This is a genomic window from Pseudomonas akapageensis (genome assembly GCF_011355085.1).
Classification (GTDB): domain Bacteria; phylum Pseudomonadota; class Gammaproteobacteria; order Pseudomonadales; family Pseudomonadaceae; genus Aquipseudomonas; species Aquipseudomonas akapageensis.
This window is the reverse complement of sequence record NZ_VXCP01000028.1, coordinates 104070-120276: the sequence shown is the minus strand read 5'-3', so window position 1 is coordinate 120276 and position 16207 is coordinate 104070. Positions and strand designations below refer to the sequence as shown.

Genomic DNA, 16207 nt, shown 5'->3' with positions numbered 1-16207 from the left:
TGCTTAGGAAATATCCTACCCAACACTAGTCCGTGCCGTGGTTGCCCGCCCTGAAACCGCGCTCTACCCTCCTCGCATCGTTTGAAATTCATAACCGGGTGGACTCCCATTGCAGAGATCCATTCGACTCGCACCATGTAAGTCATTGGCGTACAATCACCTCATGATTTTTATCGAAACCTCGATATTCACCAGACGCGTCAAGGAGCTGCTGGATGACGAGACCTACGTGAGATTTCAGCAAGCCCTTATCAGTGACCCTGCGTCAGGCGATGTGATCGAAGGCACCGGCGGCATACGCAAGATTCGCGTTGGGGCTAAAGGTCACGGTAAACGTGGAGGAGCGCGAGTGATCTACTATCACTTTGTGTCAGCGTCGCAAATTGCTCTACTGATGATCTATCCAAAGAACGAACAGCAAGACCTGACAACCGATCAATGTAAAGCGCTGAAAGCAGTGATTGATCACTGGAGGTAACCATGAGTAAATTTTTTGAAGAACTGATGGAAAGCGTTCAGCAAATGGACGAAATCGTACGTGGCGAACGACAGCCTTCTCGTGAATTCACCGTCGATGCGCTCCAGGTCAAAGAGATTCGCAAGGCCACGGGGCTCACCCAAGCCAAGTTCGCTGCAATGATTGATGTCCAGTTGAGCACCCTGCGAAATTGGGAGCAAGGACGGCGCCAACCCACAGGTCCGGCCAAAGCGCTCTTGAAGGCCATTCATAACGACCCTGTACACGTGCTCAGTGCGCTTGCTGGCTGAGAGGCTTCAGGCGGACCGCGTCGCCGGCAAGATTCGCCTCACGCAAGGCAAAAGGTCTCACTGACTTGCGCAACAATCTCGCGCCTGGCGTTGTACAACCATGCCTCGGGCGTGAAGGACATCGAGCGCCCCTCGAGCACATAGCGTTGACCAGCTTCGAAATGATCGTAATTGACGGTCAGGTAGCATGTGCGTGTGGACGGGCCGCCCATCACACCCAGGCCCCCGCTACCGGGCACTTCGAAATCGAACCGGACGATCAGCTCATGGCTGCCGGGCGTGACTTCGAAAAAGCGCCCATCGCTCAACCGCTGTTTATCCAGCCGCTCGGCCAACAGCACTCTGTCGTTGGGGAATGGCGTCGACAAGTCGACCCAGGCCTTTTGCGGATTGGCCGCCGGTATCGGGGTCTGACAGCCAGCAACAACGCTGACGGCGAGTAACAGCATTAACCTGCTCATGCTGAATGTCCCAAGGATTAAGCATTCAGCATAACGCCGACCAGATACGTCGGCAGCCAGCAGCTGTGCCTTGCCCGATAACTTTTCGCTGTTGATCGTAGCGTTTTCAGACGGCTCACTGCCACGCCGCGAGGCTATCGTCCGGCTTGTCGGCGTTGCGTCGGAAGAAGTCGCGCAGGTGCTCAACAAAGCAGGAGACCTTCGCGGACAGATTGAGGCGCTCGAGATAGACAGCGTAGATATCCGCCGGGGGCGTCTCGTAATCACTCAGCACCTCTACCAGCCGGCCAGAGCGCAGGTGACCTGCGAGGTTCCATTCGGCGCGCATCAGAATACCCTGGCCATCCAGCGCCCAGTTCAACGCCACCTCTCCGTCATTGGTGCTCAGGCGACCACGCACTTTGACCGTCTCGGTATGTTTACCCCGGCTCAGCCGCCAGCTACCGAAGGCTGAGTCGTTCTGGCGGAGCACGATGCAGTCGTGCTGGGCGAGATCCTTCGGGGACTCCGGGTGACCAAACTCTTCCAGGTAGGCCGGCGCTGCGCACAAGCGACGGCGGTTCACCGCGATCTTGCTGGCGATCAACCGGGAGTCGGGCAACTCCCCGAAGCGGATGGCAACGTCGATCGCATCGTCCGGCAAGTTTATAGGCCGGTCGGTGAGGTGCAGTTGCACCTCGACTTCCGGATAGCGTTTGGCAAACGAAGACACCGCAGGGCCCACATGAGTGCGCCCGAAACCCAAAGGTGCATTTACCCGTAGCAGACCTTTCGGTTCCGCCCGACTGCTGGATACCTGGCGCTCCATTTCCTCGATCTCGCCCAGTATCCGCTGTGCATTGATCAGGTAGGTCTCGCCCTCGGCCGTGAGGCTGATGCTGCGCGTGGTGCGATTGAGCAGCCGCACACCGAGCCGCTGCTCCAGTTGAACCAGTCGTTTGGAGACCGCGGGCGGCGTCAGGTTCAGCTCCCGCGCTGTAGCCGTAAGGCTACCCACCTTGACCAGTTGGGTAAAAAAGGCCAGCTCCGATATCGGATTCATAATTAACCTGAGGGAAACAATGAAGTAAATTCCATTGTATTACACCATTCCTGAAAAACCATTACCTTTAACTCCCGTGATTAACCACCACAAAAAGACCTGGGCTATTTGACTGCTACAGCACGGCTTCGCCTGCTCCGTGTGGTAGCCCAGCCGCCAGTAAGCATCCGACTCACAACAATAATGCGGAGAAGACAATGGCCAAGCGACTCATAGGAAAGCTGTACGTCCAGGTTCTGATAGGCGTGACCATCGGCATAGTGCTCGGTGTGTTCTGGCCGCAAGTCGGCACCGATCTGAAGCCCGTCGGCGATGCGTTCATCAAACTGATCAAGATGGTTTTCGCCCCCATCATTTTCGCCACCGTGGTGCTCGGCATCGCCAAGATGGAGAGCATGAAAGAGCTCGGCCGGGTGGGCGTAAGAGCGCTGATCTATTTCGAGGTTCTCTCGACGTTCGCCCTGGTGCTGGGCCTGATCGTGGTCAATTTCGTGCAGCCCGGCCAAGGCATGAACGTCGACCCCGCCACCCTCGATATCCAGAGTATTTCCAATTACACGGCAGCCGCGGCGAGCGGTTCCGGCAGCTTCACGGACTTCCTGCTGCACGTCATTCCTGCGAGCGTCACCGACGCTTTTGCTAAGAACGAGATTTTGCAGATCCTGCTTTTCTCGACCCTGTTCGGCATCGCGCTCTCTCATCTGGGGCCACGCGGCAAACCCATGGTCGACGTGCTGGAAGCCTTTTCCCACGGCATGTTCTACATCGTCGGCATGGTCATGCGCCTTGCCCCACTGGCTGCCTGTGGCGCGATGGCCTTCACCGTTGGCAAGTACGGTCTGGGCTCCATCGTTTCGCTTGGCAAGCTGATGGCGACCATGTACGTGACCTGCTTCCTGTTTGTGGTCATCGTCCTCGGCTTCGTCGCACGCCTGTCCGGCTTCAGCCTGTGGAAGTTCCTCAAGTACATCAAGGAAGAGCTGTTCACCGTACTGGGCACCAGTTCGTCTGAATCGGTGGTGCCGCAACTGATGACCAAGCTGGAGAACGTCGGCGTTTCCAAGCCAGTGGTGGGCCTGGTAATCCCCTCGGGCCTGACCTTCAACCCTGACGGCCAGTGCATCTACTACACCATGGCGGCGATCTTCATCGCTCAGGCCACCAACACCCCGCTGACACTGACCGATCAGTTGATCGTGCTCGGCGTACTGCTGCTCAGCTCGAAAGGTTCTGCGGGCGTTACCGGCTCCGGCTTCATCACCCTGGCCGCAACCCTGGCCTCGCTGGACAACATCCCGGTTGCCGGCATGGTGCTGTTGCTCGGGGTCGACCGCTTCATGTCCGAGGCCCGCGCCATTACCAACACGATCGGCAATGCGGTCGGCACCATGGCGATCGCCAAATGGGTCGGCGCGCTCGACAAATCACGAGTGGAGCAGGTTCTCAATGGCAGCCCACTGCCGGAACAGAAACAGCCACAGCAAGCGGTATCACGAAACCAGGTGGTGGAACCGACAACCACAGCCACTGGCGCCTGACTCAACGAACACGTCGTCAAAACCCCGAAAGACAAGTCTTGTGATGCAATGAGGAGAAGAAAGTGGATAAAGAATCAGCCGTTGAAACGCTGACCGACGTGATGGCCAAGTTTACAGCCTACATTGGCAAGCGTCTCCCAACCGACGTCAAGAAGAAAACCGCCCAGTTACGCGCTGCGGAAACCAATCCGCTGGCTATCGCGGTGTACGACTCGATGGCGGAGAACCAGGACTATGCCGACAAGCTGGATCGCCCAAGCTGCCAGGACACGGGTGTCATCCAGTACTTCATTGCCGCTGGTGCCCGCTTCCCATTGTTGGGAGAGCTTGAAAACATCCTGGAAAACGCAACGAAAGAAGCGACGATCAAGGGTCCGCTGCGCCACAACGCCGTGGAAACCTTCATCGAGAAGAATACCGGTACCAACACGGGCTCGAAGATCCCGTGGCTGGACTGGGAAATCATCCCCGATGCCGATTACGCGCTCATCGACGTCTACATGGCTGGTGGCGGCTGCACCCTCCCGGGTTCTGCCAAGGTGCTGATGCCTGGCCAAGGTTACGAAGGTGTGACCGAGTTCGTCTTCGACGTGATCACCTCGCGCGGCATCAACGCTTGTCCACCACTGCTGGTCGGCGTCGGCGTTTCCACCTCGGTGGAGACGGCAGCGCGTCTGTCCAAGAAGGCGATCCTGCGCCCTGTGGATTCAAGCCACCCCAATGAAAGTGCTGCATTGATGGAAAAGCTCCTGGAGGAAGGCCTCAATGAGATCGGCATCGGCCCACAGGGCTTGACCGGTAACAGCAGCGTGATGGGCGTGAACATCGAATCCTCGGCGCGACACCCATCAACCATCGGTGTTGCAGTGTCAACAGGCTGCTGGGCGCACCGCCGCGGGAAAATCCGGATCAATGCCGATCTGTCCTACGACATCCTCTCTCATGAAGGAGTAGTACTGTGATTAAAGTGCTCAACACCCCGATCAAGGATGAAGATCTCGCAGGCCTCAATGTCGGCGATGTCGTTTACCTTACCGGCCAGTTGGTGACCTGCCGAGATGTGGCTCACCGTCGGCTGATTGAGCTCAAGCGCGAGTTGCCGGTTGATCTGCGCGGCGGGGCGATTTTTCACGCAGGGCCCATTGTACGCAAGAAAGATGATGGCAGCTTCGAGATGGTCTCCATCGGACCAACCACCAGCATGCGCATGGAAAAATTCGAGCGGCAATTCATCGAAGAAACCGGCGTCAAGCTGATCATCGGCAAGGGTGGCATGGGTCCGGAAACCACCGCTGGCTGCCTGGAAAACAAAGCGGTGCATGCGGTGTTCCCCGGCGGCTGCGCGGTACTTGCCGCGACCAAGGTCGAGGAGATCGAGCGCGCCGAGTGGCAGGATCTCGGCATGCCAGAAACCCTGTGGGTCAACCGAGTCCGCGAGTTCGGCCCACTGATCATTTCCATTGATACCAAGGGCAACAATTTGTTCGAGCAGAACAAGGCGCGCTTTAACGAACGCAAGGGTTCGGTCATCGAGAAAATCAACAGCCAGGTACGCTTTATCAAGTGACCTGGCAGGGCGACCACGGCAGGGAAGCCGTGATCGCTCCCCTTGCGCTGCACCATGCCTTGCGGAATTTGATCATTTAAAAGAATCCAGAGATAGCTATGCAAAAAGCCTGTCACCACGAGCTGCGCAACAACTTCCGTGCCCTGCTTGCCAGTCAAGCCTGCTTGCGTACAGCATCCGTATTCGACCCCCTGTCGGCTCGCATTGCAGCCGACCTCGGCTTCGAGGTCGGTATCCTCGGCGGCTCGGTCGTCGCCTTGCAAGTGCTCGGCGCCCCGGACATTGCCCTTATCACGTTGAGCGAGTTTGTCGAGCAGGCCGCTCGTATCGGCCGTGTAGCCCGTTTACCCGTGATCGCCGATGCCGACCACGGTTACGGCAACGCCCTCAACGTCATGCGTACAGTGATAGAACTGGAGCGTGCCGGCGTTGCCGCACTGACACTTGAGGACACCCTGCTGCCCGCCCAGTTCGGCCGCAGGTCCTTCGACTTGATCAGCGTGGAAGAAGGCGTCGGCAAGCTACGCGCCGCTCAAGAGGTGCGTGACGAAAAATCCTTGGCAATTTTTGCCCGCACCCACGCCGGTGTTCAGCCGCTCGCCGATGTCATCCATCGCACCCGCGCCTATCAGGGCGCCGGTGCCGACGGCATTTGCCTGGTCGGGGTGCAGGACTTCGAACATCTTGAGGCGATTGCCGAAGGCCTGTGCGTACCGCTGATGCTAGTGACCTATGGCAACCAGGCGCTGCGCAACGACAGACGTCTGGCTGAGTTGGGGGTGCGCATCGTGGTGGACGGTCACGCCCCCTACTTCGCGGCGATCAAAGCCACCTACGAAAGCCTGCGCGAACAGCGCGGCACTTCCCTTGGCAACGGCCTGAATGCCTCGGAGCTGGTGACTAACTACACCTTCCCGAGCGATTACCTGACCTGGGCACGGGAATACATGAACGTACAGGAATAACGCTAACGCTGATTTCCCGTCGTTTCCTCATACGGCATTTGCCAGCAAGGCCTGATCTTCGCCGCCTCTCCCTCAGCGGCAACATGCAATCCGGAACAACCCGGATTGCCTCATTCAGGTTGCCAGATCTTCTTACCCCCCCTTCCGCCACTTTTCCCTAGGGCGTTGTTTCGTCTCCCCCCTCCATTGGAGAGGGGGCGACCATCCAAATCGCAGGCAGCATTCAGCCCATGTGTGCACACGATTGCACGAAGGCTGAGGCAACCCGATGACGCGCGATATCCCCCCATACGATCCCCTGCCCCGGAGCACCGTCCGGGCGGGCGCACGGCCCACCGCCCGGCATCTCGCCGAGCGGCTCGGGGTGGCCACCTCCACCATCACTCGCGCCTTCGACGAACATTCGCGCATCTCCGAGAAGCTGCGCCAACGCATCCTCGCCCTGGCCGATGAGATGGGCTATCAACCCAGCGCCATCGCGCGATCCCTGAATCGTCGGCGCACCGGCATCATCGCGCTGGTGATGGGCGACATGGCCAATCCCTTCTACCCCGCAGTGCTTGAGGAGTTCTCCTTGCAACTGCGCAGGACCGGCCGGCAAGTGCTGCTCTTCGTGGTGCCGCCGGGCGGCGACGCGGATCAATTGATGCCACAGGTGCTGCAGTACCAGGTCGACGCCATCGTGGTCACCGCGGCGAAGCTGTCCTCGCCTATGTCGAACCTGTGCGGTCGCCAGGGTGTCCCGGTGGTGTTCATGAACCGCCGTGTCGGGGATCCGACGGTGTGGTCGGTGTGCTGCGACAACGAATGCATGGGGGCAGCGGTCGCCGAGTATCTGGTGGGACAGAACCGTCGCCATTGTGCCTTCGTATCGGGCGACCTGGACGTCTCCACCACGACCGATCGACTGCGCGGTTTCGAGCGTGGCCTGGCCGCCCATGGCCAGCGCCTGATCGCGTGCGTACAGGGTGGATATACCTACGCAGGGGCACGAGAAGCGGCGTCCCGACTGTTCGGCACCGGCCAAGCCAAGATCGACGCTGTGTTCTGTGCCAATGACGTAATGGCCCTCGGCGTGCTGAGCCATCTGCGCCTGAACACTTCCTTGCGCGTGCCTCAGGACGTGGCCGTGGTTGGCTTCGACGATATCCGCGACGCCGCCTATCCCGAGAACAGCCTGACCACGGTGCGCCAGCCGGTGAGAGAGATGATCGAGTGCGCTATCGGGCTACTCGACGAAGGCCGGCCCGGCGGCAGCGTCGCGCAAGCGCTGCGCGAAGTACCGGGGCGACTCGTACTGCGCTCCACGGCCTAGGACCACATCCCGACCGCCAGTATCCACTTACCCATCCGCCTGAAGCGGCAATCCCTGAAACCCAAAGGAAACTACCCGTGATCCACTACCTCAAGAAGGGTCAATCGGCCCAGGCCAAGGCGAGCAATCAAGCTCAGGTTCGCGCCACTGTCGAGGGCATACTCGCCGACATCGAGCAACGCGGTGATACGGCGGTGCGCGAGTACTCGGAAAAATTCGACAATTGGGCGCCGTCGAGTATGCGCCTGACCCAGGAGCAGATTGACGCCTGTATCGCCAGCCTGCCGCAGCAGACACTCGACGACATCAGGTTCGCCCAGGCACAGATCCGCCGTTTCGCCCAGGTACAAAAGGACTCGATGCACGACGTCGAGATCGAGACGCTGCCAGGTGTCGTGCTCGGTCATCGCAATATCCCGGTCAACTCGGTGGGTTGCTATATCCCCGGCGGCAAGTATCCGCTGATCGCCAGCGCCCATATGAGTGTACTCACCGCCAAGGTAGCCGGCGTCAAGCGCATTATCGCCAGTGCGCCGCCCTTCGAAGGCCGGCCTTGCCCCGAGATCGTGGCGGCCATGCACCTGGCCGGCGCCGACGAGATCTACTGCCTTGGGGGCGTCCAGGCAGTGGCCGCCATGGCCATCGGTACTCAGAGCATCCCCGCTGTCGACATGATCGTAGGTCCCGGTAACGCCTATGTGGCCGAAGCCAAGCGCCAGCTCTTCGGGCGTGTGGGCATCGATCTGTTCGCAGGGCCCACCGAGACACTGGTGATCTGCGACGATACGGTGGACGCCGAACTGGTTGCCGTCGACCTGCTCGGCCAGGCCGAACACGGCCCTACTTCCCCCGCCTATTGCGTGACCACCAGCAAAACCATCGCCCAGGAGCTGCCGGCTGCCATCGAGCGGGTGCTTTCACGCCTGGACACCGCGCCGATTGCCAGTGTCGCCTGGCGCGACTTCGGCGAGATCTACCTGTGCGACACGGATGAAGAAGCCCTGGAAGTGGCTGAAAAACTCTGTTCCGAACACGTTCAGGTGATGACCAGGGATCCGGCCTGGTACCACGACCGCATGACTCGCTACGGCGCCCTGTTCCTCGGTCACCGCACCAACGTCAGCTATGGCGACAAGGTCATCGGCACCAACCACACGCTGCCCACCATGGGTGCGGGCCGCTACACCGGTGGGCTGTGGGTGGGCAAATTCATCAAGACGCACACCTACCAGCGCGTACTGACCGACGCGGCAAGCGTGATGGTCGGCGAATACTGCTCACGCCTGTGCGGCTACGAGCATATGTCAGGACACAAGGAGCAGGCGGACATCCGCGTGCGCCGCATGAAGCTGGAGGCCTGAAGCCATGAGCAAACCCGTACCGCACAACCGCGACGACTATCGCTACTTCCGCGACATCACCACGCGCTGGATGGACAACGACGTTTATGCCCACGTCAACAACGTCGTTTACTACAGCTGGTTTGACACCGTGGTCAACGGCTGGCTGCTGGAGCAAAACCTGCTGGACTTCGTCCAGAGCCCGACGGTGGGCCTGGTGGTTGAGACCCACTGCGGCTACTTCTCGTCGATCGCCTTTCCGGACATCGTACGCGCCGGCCTGCGCATCACTCACCTGGGCACCTCGAGCGTGCGCTACGAGGTCGGTCTGTTCGCCAATGACAACACCGAGGCCTCGGCGCAGGGGCACTTCATTCATGTCTACGTTGACCGCGTGACACGTCGGCCGGTGCCGCTGCCGGCGGACTTTCGGCGGGCGCTGGAGACCATCGAGGTTGCTCCATGACTGACCTGCTCAATGAACGTGAACTGAGCTTCCTGCTCTACGAGCTGCTCGACACCGAAGCCCTGTTGCAACGCGAACGCTATGCCGACCATGACCGCAACGTGTTCGACGCCACGCTGAACACCGCACGCGAAATCGCCGCGCAGTACTTCGCCCCGCACAATCAAAAGGCCGACGCCTGCGAGCCGACCTTCGATGGCAAGCAGGTCCATCTGATTCCGGAAACCGGGGCTGCGTGGCAAGCTTTCGCCGAGGCCGGTTTCCTCGCCGCCCATCACGACGTCGAGGATGGCGGCCTGCAATTGCCGGAGGTAGTGCTACGCGCTTGCATGGCCTATTTCAACGCTGCCAATGTCTCGACGACGGCCTACTCCTTTCTCAGCATCGGTGCCGCGAATCTGCTCAAGAGCTTTGCCAGCGCCGAACTGCGTGAGCGTTACCTGCCCGCCATGCTGGCCGGTCGCTTCAGCGGCACCATGGCCCTCACCGAACCGGGCCAGGGCTCGGCGCTGGGCGATATCCGCACCAGTGCGCGCCTGGCTGGCGATGGCACCTACCGGTTGTTCGGGCAAAAGATGTTTATCTCTGGCGGCGACCATGAACTGACAGAAAATATCGTGCATCTGGTGCTGGCACGCATCGAAGGTGCACCGGCGGGTGTCAAGGGCATCTCGCTATTTCTGGTACCCAGGTTCCTGGTCGATGCCGAGGGCCATAGCGGCTCGCGCAACGACGTGGCGCTGGCGGGCCTGCTGCACAAGATGGGCAATCGCAATACCACCTCGACTGTCCTGAGCTTCGGCGAACAGGGTGGCGCGTTCGGTTATCTGGTCGGCGAGCCGCAGCGAGCAGACTCGCAACGATGCCACGCAACTGCTCGACCTGCTGATCCCCATGATCAAGTCCTACCCGTCACGCTACGGCGTGATCGCTTCGGACATTGGCATCCAGGTCCTCGGTGGCGCCGGTTATACCCGCGAGTACCCGCTGGAACAGTACTACCGCGACAACCGCCTGAACCCGATTCACGAAGGCACCGAAGGCATTCACGGCCTCGACCTGCTCGGGCGCAAGATCGGCCAGCACGGCGGTGCCGGCTATCGCCTGTTCCTCGCCGAGGTTCGTGCCACCCTGGGCCAGGCCGTGGATGACTACCATTGCGCGCCATTGGCCAGCGCCCTGGGCGATGCCCTGGGGATCCTCGACCGGGTCACGGTTGAACTGCAGCGCCAGGTCAAGGCCGATGCCAACCTGGGTCTGGCCAACGCCACCCTTTACCTGGATCTGTTCGGCCGCGTGCTGGTCGGCTGGTTGTGGCTGCGCATGGCCCTGCTCGCCAGTCGTGCCCTGGCCGATGGCGCCAACGGCAGCGAGGCCGACTTCTACCGGGGCAAGTTGCAGGCTGCCCGCTACTTCATGGACTGGGAACTGGCCACGCTGGAAGGCCAGGCCCGCCTGCTCAGTGCCGGTAACCGTGTCTGCTTCGACATGCAGGCCCCATGGTTCTGATCCCCTTTCATCACGTCTTCTCGCGCTACAAGGAGTCACCATGAACACTCTGGTCAATTATCAGGTAGAAGCAGGCCTGGCCTTGATCGGCCTGGCCCGCCCGCCGGTCAATGCCCTCGGTCAGCCATTGCGCGCGGCCATCCTGGAAGCCTGCGAACGCGCGGCCGCCGACCCGGCAGTTCAGGCCATCATCCTTCATGGCGCGCGCGGGCTGTTCTGCGCCGGTGCCGATATCACCGAATTCGGCAGCCCGGCATCCTTTGCCGCCCCCGACCTGCCCGGCCTGCTGGTGCGCCTGACCCAGATCGATAAACCCCTGATCGCCGCCATCGGCAGCCTGGCCCTGGGCGGCGGTCTGGAACTGGCGCTGGCCTGCGGCTATCGCATCGGCGAGCCGAAGACCCGCGTCGGCCTGCCGGAGATCAACCTGGGCCTGCTGCCCGGTGCTGGTGGTACCCAGCGTTTGCCGCGTCTGCTCGGCGCGCAAGCGGCACTGAACATGATGATTTCCGGCCAGCAGGTCGGTGCCGAGCAGGCGCTGATGCTGGGTCTGCTCGACCGCGTCACAGACAGTGCCGAGGGCCTGCTCGACGAAGCCTGCGCCTATGCCCGTGAGTTGCTCGCCATTCGCGCCCCTGCCCGCCCGGCCGACCGCTATGCCAACCCCGGTATCGAGCTTGCCGACGACTTTTTCGCAAGCTACCGCGCCGAGAACGAGCCGCGCTGGAAAAGCCGCCTGGCGCCGCGCCTGGTGCTGGCGGCCGTGGAAGCGGCTTGCGTGCTGCCGCTCGACCAGGGCCTGGCCCGGGAGCTTTCGCTGTTCAAGCAGGCCGAGGATTCCGCCCAGTCTCAAGCCCTGCGCCATGTGTTCTTCGCCGAGCGCGAAGCCGGCAAGGTGCCGGGTGTGGAGGCCAGCACGCCGATCCGGGCGATCAACAAGGTCGCAGTGATCGGCGCCGGTACCATGGGCGGCGGTATCGCCATGAACTTCGCCAACGCCGGTATCCCGGTCATGCTGTTGGAACGGGAGGCCGAGGCGCTCGACCGTGGCCTGGCACAGGTCCGCAAGAACTACGAGATCAGCGTCAAGCGCGGCAAGCTCAGCTCTGAGCAGCTGGAGCAGCGCATGGCGTTGTTCACCGGTACCCTCGACTACGCCGAGATCGCCGACGCCGACCTGGTCATCGAAGCGGTGTTCGAGAAAATGGAGATCAAGCAGCAGGTTTTCCGTACCCTCGACGAAGTCTGCAAGCCCGGTGCGATCCTGGCCAGCAACACGTCCAGCCTCGACGTCGACGCGATCGCCGCCGTCACCCGCCGTCCCCAGGACGTGATCGGCCTGCACTTCTTCAGCCCGGCCAACGTCATGCGCCTGCTCGAAGTGGTGCGCGGCAAGGCCACGGCGCCCGACGTGCTGGCCACGACCCTGAAAATCGCCAAACGTATCGGCAAGGTGGCGGTGGTATCCGGCGTGTGCTTCGGCTTTATCGGCAACCGCATGCTCGAACCCTACAACCGCGAAGCCCACCGGATGGTGCTCGAAGGCGCCACGCCCGCCGAAGTCGACAAGGTGCTCACTGACCTGGATCTGAACATGGGCGTGCTGACCATGACCGATCTGGCCGGTGTCGACGTCAATTTCCTCGTGCGCGATGCCAACCGTGCGGCCTTTGCCCGTGATTCAAGCTACTACAGGATCGGCGACGAGCTGTATGCACTGGGCCGCTACGGGCAGAAGACCGCGCGGGGTTTCTATCTGTATGAAGGCCGCGAGCGCAAGGAAGACTATGAAGTCGTTGCCCTGGCCGAGCGCATAGCGGGCGAATTGCAGGTGCAACGCCGTCCGATCTCCACACAGGAAATCCATGACCGCTGCCTGTTCATGCTGATCAACGAAGGTATTCAGTTGCTCGACGAAGGCATAGCCCTGCGCAGCGGCGATATCGACCTGGTCTGGATCAATGGCTACGGCTTCCCCGGCCATGTCGGCGGGCCGATGCACTATGCCGAGCAGTTGGGCCTGGACAAGGTCCTGGCCGGTATCGAGCACTACCGCCAGTCCCTGGGCGCCTATGGTGAGCTGTGGTTCCAGCCGGCACCCCTGCTGCAGCGACTGGTGGCTGCCGGCAAGACCCGAATCGAACGAATCTGAGCCCTTTCGAACGCGCCGGTATCGAGCCTGGTGAAATCGAAGACCTGGTGATGGGCACCGGCATGCCCGCGGGCACTGCCGGCTGGAACCTGGGCCGCATGAGCGCACTGGCAGCGGGTCTGCCGCAGACCGTCAGCGGCCAGACCCTGGACCGTCAGTGCGCCTCAGGCCTGATGGCCATCGCCACCGCAGCCAAGCAAATTATGGTCGACGGCATGCAAGTGACCCTCGGCGCCGGCCAGGAGCACATCAGCCTGGTGCAGAATCGTCATATGGAATGGATCGGTAGCCAGCATGACGAAAGCGGCCTGCGTAACGCCCCCCTCGCCTATATGCCGATGTTGCAAACCGCCGAGTTGGTGGCCAAGCGCTACGGTATCAGCCGTGAGGCGACAAGCTGGGCATCGACAACGACAGGCTCAATGTCAACGGCAGTGCAACTGCCATCGGCCACCCCTACGGCATGAGCGGCTCGCGCATGGTCGGCCATGCCTTGCTGGAGGGCAAACGTCGTGGGGTGAAGTACGTGGTGGTGACCATGTGCGTCGGCGGTGGCATGGGTGCGGCCGGGTTGTTTGAGGTGTTGTGATTGTCCTTTGGACCTTTATTCCCTTGGAGGCCTCATCGCGGGCAAGCCCGCTCCCACAGAAGCGTTTCGTACACCGCGGACCACTGTGGGAGCGGCGGTGCGACGACTCGACTTGCCCGCGATGAGGCCCGCAGGGCCTCCAATTGGCCCCCCCCTGGCACGATCAGCTCATCGTCCACTACTCATAGGTCCGCCAGCCGACGAAGCGCAGGTAGAGGGTCATGTAATCGGGACGGAAAATGTCCGAGTCAAGCTCGAACTGCACTTTCTGTTGCAGCAGCCCCGCGGTCTCGTTCAACCGGCCGTCTTGAGGGACGGCATCAACGGGAGTCACACCTCTCAGTTCGGCGTCAAAACTGCCGGTGAGTCGTTCTATATGCATCTTATTATTCTCCTTCGAACTGAAGGTCATGCGGCCGGCAATCGGGCCGACCGGACAACCCCCCAAATAGCTGTGCTTTGCGCGCAGACTGTGAGAAGAAGTTAACCGTTGGAGGGGCTGCCTACATTTCATTTGGCGACAGCGCTTTAGCAATTGATGACAGACCATGGCCTTTGATCCGGGGGCACCCGGCATTAACTACAATCACAACCTGAACGACATCGACGACGCTACCTTGCAGACGTCGTGCATGTGCCTGCTCGCAGCGCCATTGTTCACTTGGCGGATTACCTGAGAACGGAGAAACGGATGCTTTATATTCAGGAAATGCTGGGCACCGCCGTGTTCGCCATTACCGGTGTGCTGGCTATCCAGAAAGTCGGTGTCGATTTGTTCGGAGCCATTGTTCTTGGCATCATCACCGCCATCGGTGGTGGCACCATTCGCGACCTGTTGCTCGATCTGCCGATTTTCTGGATTGCTGACTTCAACTACATCTGGGTCGCCTTGTTTGCAGCGCTGCTGGCTTTTTTTCTGACCCAGAAACTCCAGCAACGCTATCGTCTGTTGCTGTACCTCGATGGATTCGCGGCCGCCCTGTTCGGACTGGTCGCTACCGAGAAAGTGGTGGGATTGGAGCTTGCTGCCCCATTAGCCGTGATGATGGGCTTACTGACCAGTATTGGCGGCGGCATCGCGCGCGATGTGCTCGCCGGGAGAGCCTCGTTGTTGATGTCACGTGAGATCTATGCCACGCCGATCCTGCTGGGGTGCACCCTCTATGTCGTATTACGCGATACATTCCCGTCAATCCGGATTGCCGGTTGGATTGCCTTGATTTTCACCTCTGGATTGAGGTTTCTCGCCATTTACAAGGATCTGCAAATGCCAGTGATTTTCACCACCAGGCGGGACTAGGTCCATACAGTTCACCACTGCCGATTTCCCCCGCGAGCATTCAGCTATCTTTGTAGCTATGTGTCAGCGGTAGGCTATTGGAATGACCAAGAGGATCAGCAAGCGCACATATCAGGAGTGCCACCATGAACAATGGCAAGAAAAAAACCCAGGCCTTGGCCGATCTCGACGAAGCGACAGACGACATCCGCCAGACCGACAATCATGCCGAGCGGCTTGAGGCCCTGTATAAGGCCCAAGGCATGCTGTACATGCTATGGCGTATTGAATGGGTGAGCAGCGAAGACCTCGAAGCATTCAAGCTGAAGCTTCTCCAGGCGGATGCGGACGCGGTGCAGCGGATAGAAGGGAAAGTGAAGCCCTCGTAAATCATTGCCTTCAGTCACCCCGATGGAACATTGTTCGCCTCCTGCCCTCTATCGCAACAAGAGCGAGCGGAGGCCATCAGCATGATCGACTCATCAACCGGTATGAAGCCAGGCGAGCGTTACGCCGTCGAGAGCCTCGAACGCACGCGACATTTCCCCGGTTTCTTTCTCGATGGAAAGTATTACCTGGGCCCCGAGTTGCTCACCGCCGTGGGGTGGCTGGAAGGACAGCAGTTTCTGTACGACGAGCTTGATCCAGCCGGCGAACCGGTGTTTCCCGATCGAGTCGCCGGCACCATCAGAGACCTGACATTGACGTTGGCCGATGGTGCACGTCTGAAGTTGAACAAGGTGCGCTATAACGCTCAGGTAGATCTGCCGACTCAAGGGACCGACGACAGACAGGTTCAGCACCTCACTCCCACAAGTCGAGTCGAAGTCGGTGCAGTCCAGCATGGGCCTTCCAGGTTACTGGCAGTGAGCGCGGGGCTGCTTGTCGGTTACCTGATCGCTCGTCGTCTTGGACGCCGGTAACGCGCACGCCCGATCCCTGACCAGATCTGGAGAACTGCAATGGCCAACTCGCACACTTCGACTAAATCCGTGCAAACGCTGCTGCTCGAACCTAACGGCTGGGTGCCCAATAATCCGCGCCTGCCGGTGCTGATTTACGCCAACGCCATCGCCATTGAGGGCAGTGATCCGGCGGCGCAGTTCGAGAAGACCTTCAGCAACCACGGCTGGCCGCCCCAATGGCGCTATGGGGTCTACGACTAGTGCAACTGGAGAACATCAAAAAGCTGCCGTTTCCCGACCAGGATCCGGTG

The 16207-nt window shown here is 60.5% G+C and carries 17 protein-coding genes and 3 pseudogenes; 17 read left to right on the top strand and 3 right to left on the bottom strand.

The window, feature by feature from the left end; translation table 11 throughout:
• Positions 1-163: 163 nt before the first annotated feature.
• Together F2S13_RS18725 and F2S13_RS18720 are read left to right on the top strand one after the other, a co-directional pair.
• Complete coding sequence (locus F2S13_RS18725) at positions 164-478, top strand: type II toxin-antitoxin system RelE/ParE family toxin (RefSeq protein ID WP_166363454.1); 315 nt, start codon at positions 164-166, stop codon at positions 476-478.
• 2 nt (positions 479-480) lie between these two features.
• On the top strand, positions 481-768 hold the full coding sequence (locus F2S13_RS18720) for a helix-turn-helix domain-containing protein (RefSeq protein ID WP_166363452.1): 288 nt from the start codon (positions 481-483) through the stop codon (positions 766-768).
• Between the two features lie 38 nt (positions 769-806).
• On the opposite strand, the gene F2S13_RS18715 is transcribed toward F2S13_RS18720, so the two are convergent.
• Together F2S13_RS18715 and F2S13_RS18710 are read right to left on the bottom strand one after the other, a co-directional pair.
• The gene (locus F2S13_RS18715) at positions 807-1229 is read right to left on the bottom strand and encodes a PA0061/PA0062 family lipoprotein (protein ID WP_166363450.1); all 423 of its coding nucleotides are present in this window, start codon (positions 1227-1229) and stop codon (positions 807-809) included.
• A gap of 115 nt (positions 1230-1344) precedes the next feature.
• Positions 1345-2271, bottom strand: coding sequence for a LysR family transcriptional regulator (locus F2S13_RS18710; protein WP_166363448.1), 927 nt, complete (start codon positions 2269-2271; stop codon positions 1345-1347).
• Between the two features lie 197 nt (positions 2272-2468).
• On the opposite strand from F2S13_RS18710, the gene F2S13_RS18705 reads away from it, so the two are divergent.
• The 11 genes and pseudogenes from F2S13_RS18705 to F2S13_RS18660 all read left to right on the top strand — a co-directional run.
• Positions 2469-3809: a dicarboxylate/amino acid:cation symporter gene (locus F2S13_RS18705; RefSeq protein ID WP_166363446.1), complete on the top strand. Its 1341-nt coding sequence runs from the start codon at positions 2469-2471 to the stop codon at positions 3807-3809.
• A 62-nt stretch (positions 3810-3871) separates the two neighbouring features.
• Entirely contained in the window at positions 3872-4771 is a 900-nt protein-coding gene (ttdA, locus tag F2S13_RS18700; protein ID WP_166363444.1) for a L(+)-tartrate dehydratase subunit alpha, read from the top strand.
• Positions 4768-5376 carry a L(+)-tartrate dehydratase subunit beta gene (gene ttdB, locus F2S13_RS18695; RefSeq protein ID WP_166363442.1) on the top strand — a complete coding sequence of 203 codons (609 nt, stop codon included), beginning with the start codon at positions 4768-4770 and terminating at the stop codon, positions 5374-5376. The genes ttdA and ttdB overlap by 4 nt, the downstream gene beginning before the upstream one ends.
• A gap of 98 nt (positions 5377-5474) precedes the next feature.
• On the top strand, positions 5475-6341 hold the full coding sequence (locus F2S13_RS18690; protein WP_166363440.1) for an isocitrate lyase/PEP mutase family protein: 867 nt from the start codon (positions 5475-5477) through the stop codon (positions 6339-6341).
• Between the two features lie 268 nt (positions 6342-6609).
• On the top strand, positions 6610-7656 hold the full coding sequence (locus tag F2S13_RS18685; RefSeq protein WP_166363438.1) for a LacI family DNA-binding transcriptional regulator: 1047 nt from the start codon (positions 6610-6612) through the stop codon (positions 7654-7656).
• 77 nt (positions 7657-7733) lie between these two features.
• Positions 7734-9017, top strand: a complete 1284-nt coding sequence (gene hisD / locus F2S13_RS18680) for a histidinol dehydrogenase (protein ID WP_166363436.1) — start codon at positions 7734-7736, stop codon at positions 9015-9017.
• Positions 9018-9021: 4 nt separating this feature from the next.
• On the top strand, positions 9022-9462 hold the full coding sequence (locus tag F2S13_RS18675) for an acyl-CoA thioesterase (RefSeq protein ID WP_166363434.1): 441 nt from the start codon (positions 9022-9024) through the stop codon (positions 9460-9462).
• Positions 9459-10593, top strand: a pseudogene (locus tag F2S13_RS29720) (acyl-CoA dehydrogenase family protein); the annotation flags it as partial. The gene F2S13_RS18675 and the pseudogene F2S13_RS29720, both read left to right, overlap by 4 nt.
• Before the next feature lie 12 nt (positions 10594-10605).
• A complete protein-coding gene (locus F2S13_RS29710; RefSeq protein ID WP_343047532.1) occupies positions 10606-10971 on the top strand; it encodes an acyl-CoA dehydrogenase C-terminal domain-containing protein in 366 nt (121 codons plus the stop codon).
• Positions 10972-11011: 40 nt separating this feature from the next.
• Positions 11012-13123 carry a 3-hydroxyacyl-CoA dehydrogenase NAD-binding domain-containing protein gene (locus tag F2S13_RS18665; protein WP_166363432.1) on the top strand — a complete coding sequence of 704 codons (2112 nt, stop codon included), beginning with the start codon at positions 11012-11014 and terminating at the stop codon, positions 13121-13123.
• An 8-nt stretch (positions 13124-13131) separates the two neighbouring features.
• Positions 13132-13712: pseudogene (locus F2S13_RS18660) on the top strand (thiolase family protein); the annotation flags it as partial.
• Positions 13713-13890: 178 nt separating this feature from the next.
• On the opposite strand, the gene F2S13_RS18655 reads toward F2S13_RS18660, so the two are convergent.
• On the bottom strand, positions 13891-14094 hold the full coding sequence (locus F2S13_RS18655) for a hypothetical protein (RefSeq protein WP_166363430.1): 204 nt from the start codon (positions 14092-14094) through the stop codon (positions 13891-13893).
• A 252-nt stretch (positions 14095-14346) separates the two neighbouring features.
• On the opposite strand from F2S13_RS18655, the gene F2S13_RS18650 reads away from it, so the two are divergent.
• The 4 genes and pseudogenes from F2S13_RS18650 (at position 14347) to F2S13_RS18635 (ending at position 16157) form a co-directional block, all read left to right on the top strand.
• Positions 14347-15012, top strand: coding sequence for a trimeric intracellular cation channel family protein (locus tag F2S13_RS18650; RefSeq protein ID WP_343047526.1), 666 nt, complete (start codon positions 14347-14349; stop codon positions 15010-15012).
• Between the two features lie 125 nt (positions 15013-15137).
• Positions 15138-15380 carry a hypothetical protein gene (locus F2S13_RS18645; protein ID WP_166363428.1) on the top strand — a complete coding sequence of 81 codons (243 nt, stop codon included), beginning with the start codon at positions 15138-15140 and terminating at the stop codon, positions 15378-15380.
• Positions 15381-15461: 81 nt separating this feature from the next.
• Positions 15462-15749: pseudogene (locus tag F2S13_RS29705) on the top strand (short chain dehydrogenase); the annotation flags it as partial.
• 204 nt (positions 15750-15953) lie between these two features.
• A complete protein-coding gene (locus F2S13_RS18635; protein ID WP_246237936.1) occupies positions 15954-16157 on the top strand; it encodes a cupin domain-containing protein in 204 nt (67 codons plus the stop codon).
• Positions 16158-16207 lie beyond the last annotated feature (50 nt).

What these genes read in the sequence shown, in the direction of transcription:
- F2S13_RS18725 (WP_166363454.1), top strand. Translation starts at nt 164, where the DNA reads ATGATTTTTATCGAAACCTCGATATTCACCAGACGCGTCAAGGAGCTG.
- F2S13_RS18720 (WP_166363452.1), top strand. Translation starts at nt 481, where the DNA reads ATGAGTAAATTTTTTGAAGAACTGATGGAAAGCGTTCAGCAAATGGAC.
- F2S13_RS18715 (WP_166363450.1), bottom strand. Translation starts at nt 1,229, where the DNA reads ATGAGCAGGTTAATGCTGTTACTCGCCGTCAGCGTTGTTGCTGGCTGT.
- F2S13_RS18710 (WP_166363448.1), bottom strand. Translation starts at nt 2,271, where the DNA reads ATGAATCCGATATCGGAGCTGGCCTTTTTTACCCAACTGGTCAAGGTG.
- F2S13_RS18705 (WP_166363446.1), top strand. Translation starts at nt 2,469, where the DNA reads ATGGCCAAGCGACTCATAGGAAAGCTGTACGTCCAGGTTCTGATAGGC.
- F2S13_RS18690 (WP_166363440.1), top strand. Translation starts at nt 5,475, where the DNA reads ATGCAAAAAGCCTGTCACCACGAGCTGCGCAACAACTTCCGTGCCCTG.
- F2S13_RS18685 (WP_166363438.1), top strand. Translation starts at nt 6,610, where the DNA reads ATGACGCGCGATATCCCCCCATACGATCCCCTGCCCCGGAGCACCGTC.
- F2S13_RS18675 (WP_166363434.1), top strand. Translation starts at nt 9,022, where the DNA reads ATGAGCAAACCCGTACCGCACAACCGCGACGACTATCGCTACTTCCGC.
- F2S13_RS18665 (WP_166363432.1), top strand. Translation starts at nt 11,012, where the DNA reads ATGAACACTCTGGTCAATTATCAGGTAGAAGCAGGCCTGGCCTTGATC.
- F2S13_RS18655 (WP_166363430.1), bottom strand. Translation starts at nt 14,094, where the DNA reads ATGCATATAGAACGACTCACCGGCAGTTTTGACGCCGAACTGAGAGGT.
- F2S13_RS18645 (WP_166363428.1), top strand. Translation starts at nt 15,138, where the DNA reads ATGAACAATGGCAAGAAAAAAACCCAGGCCTTGGCCGATCTCGACGAA.
- F2S13_RS18635 (WP_246237936.1), top strand. Translation starts at nt 15,954, where the DNA reads ATGGCCAACTCGCACACTTCGACTAAATCCGTGCAAACGCTGCTGCTC.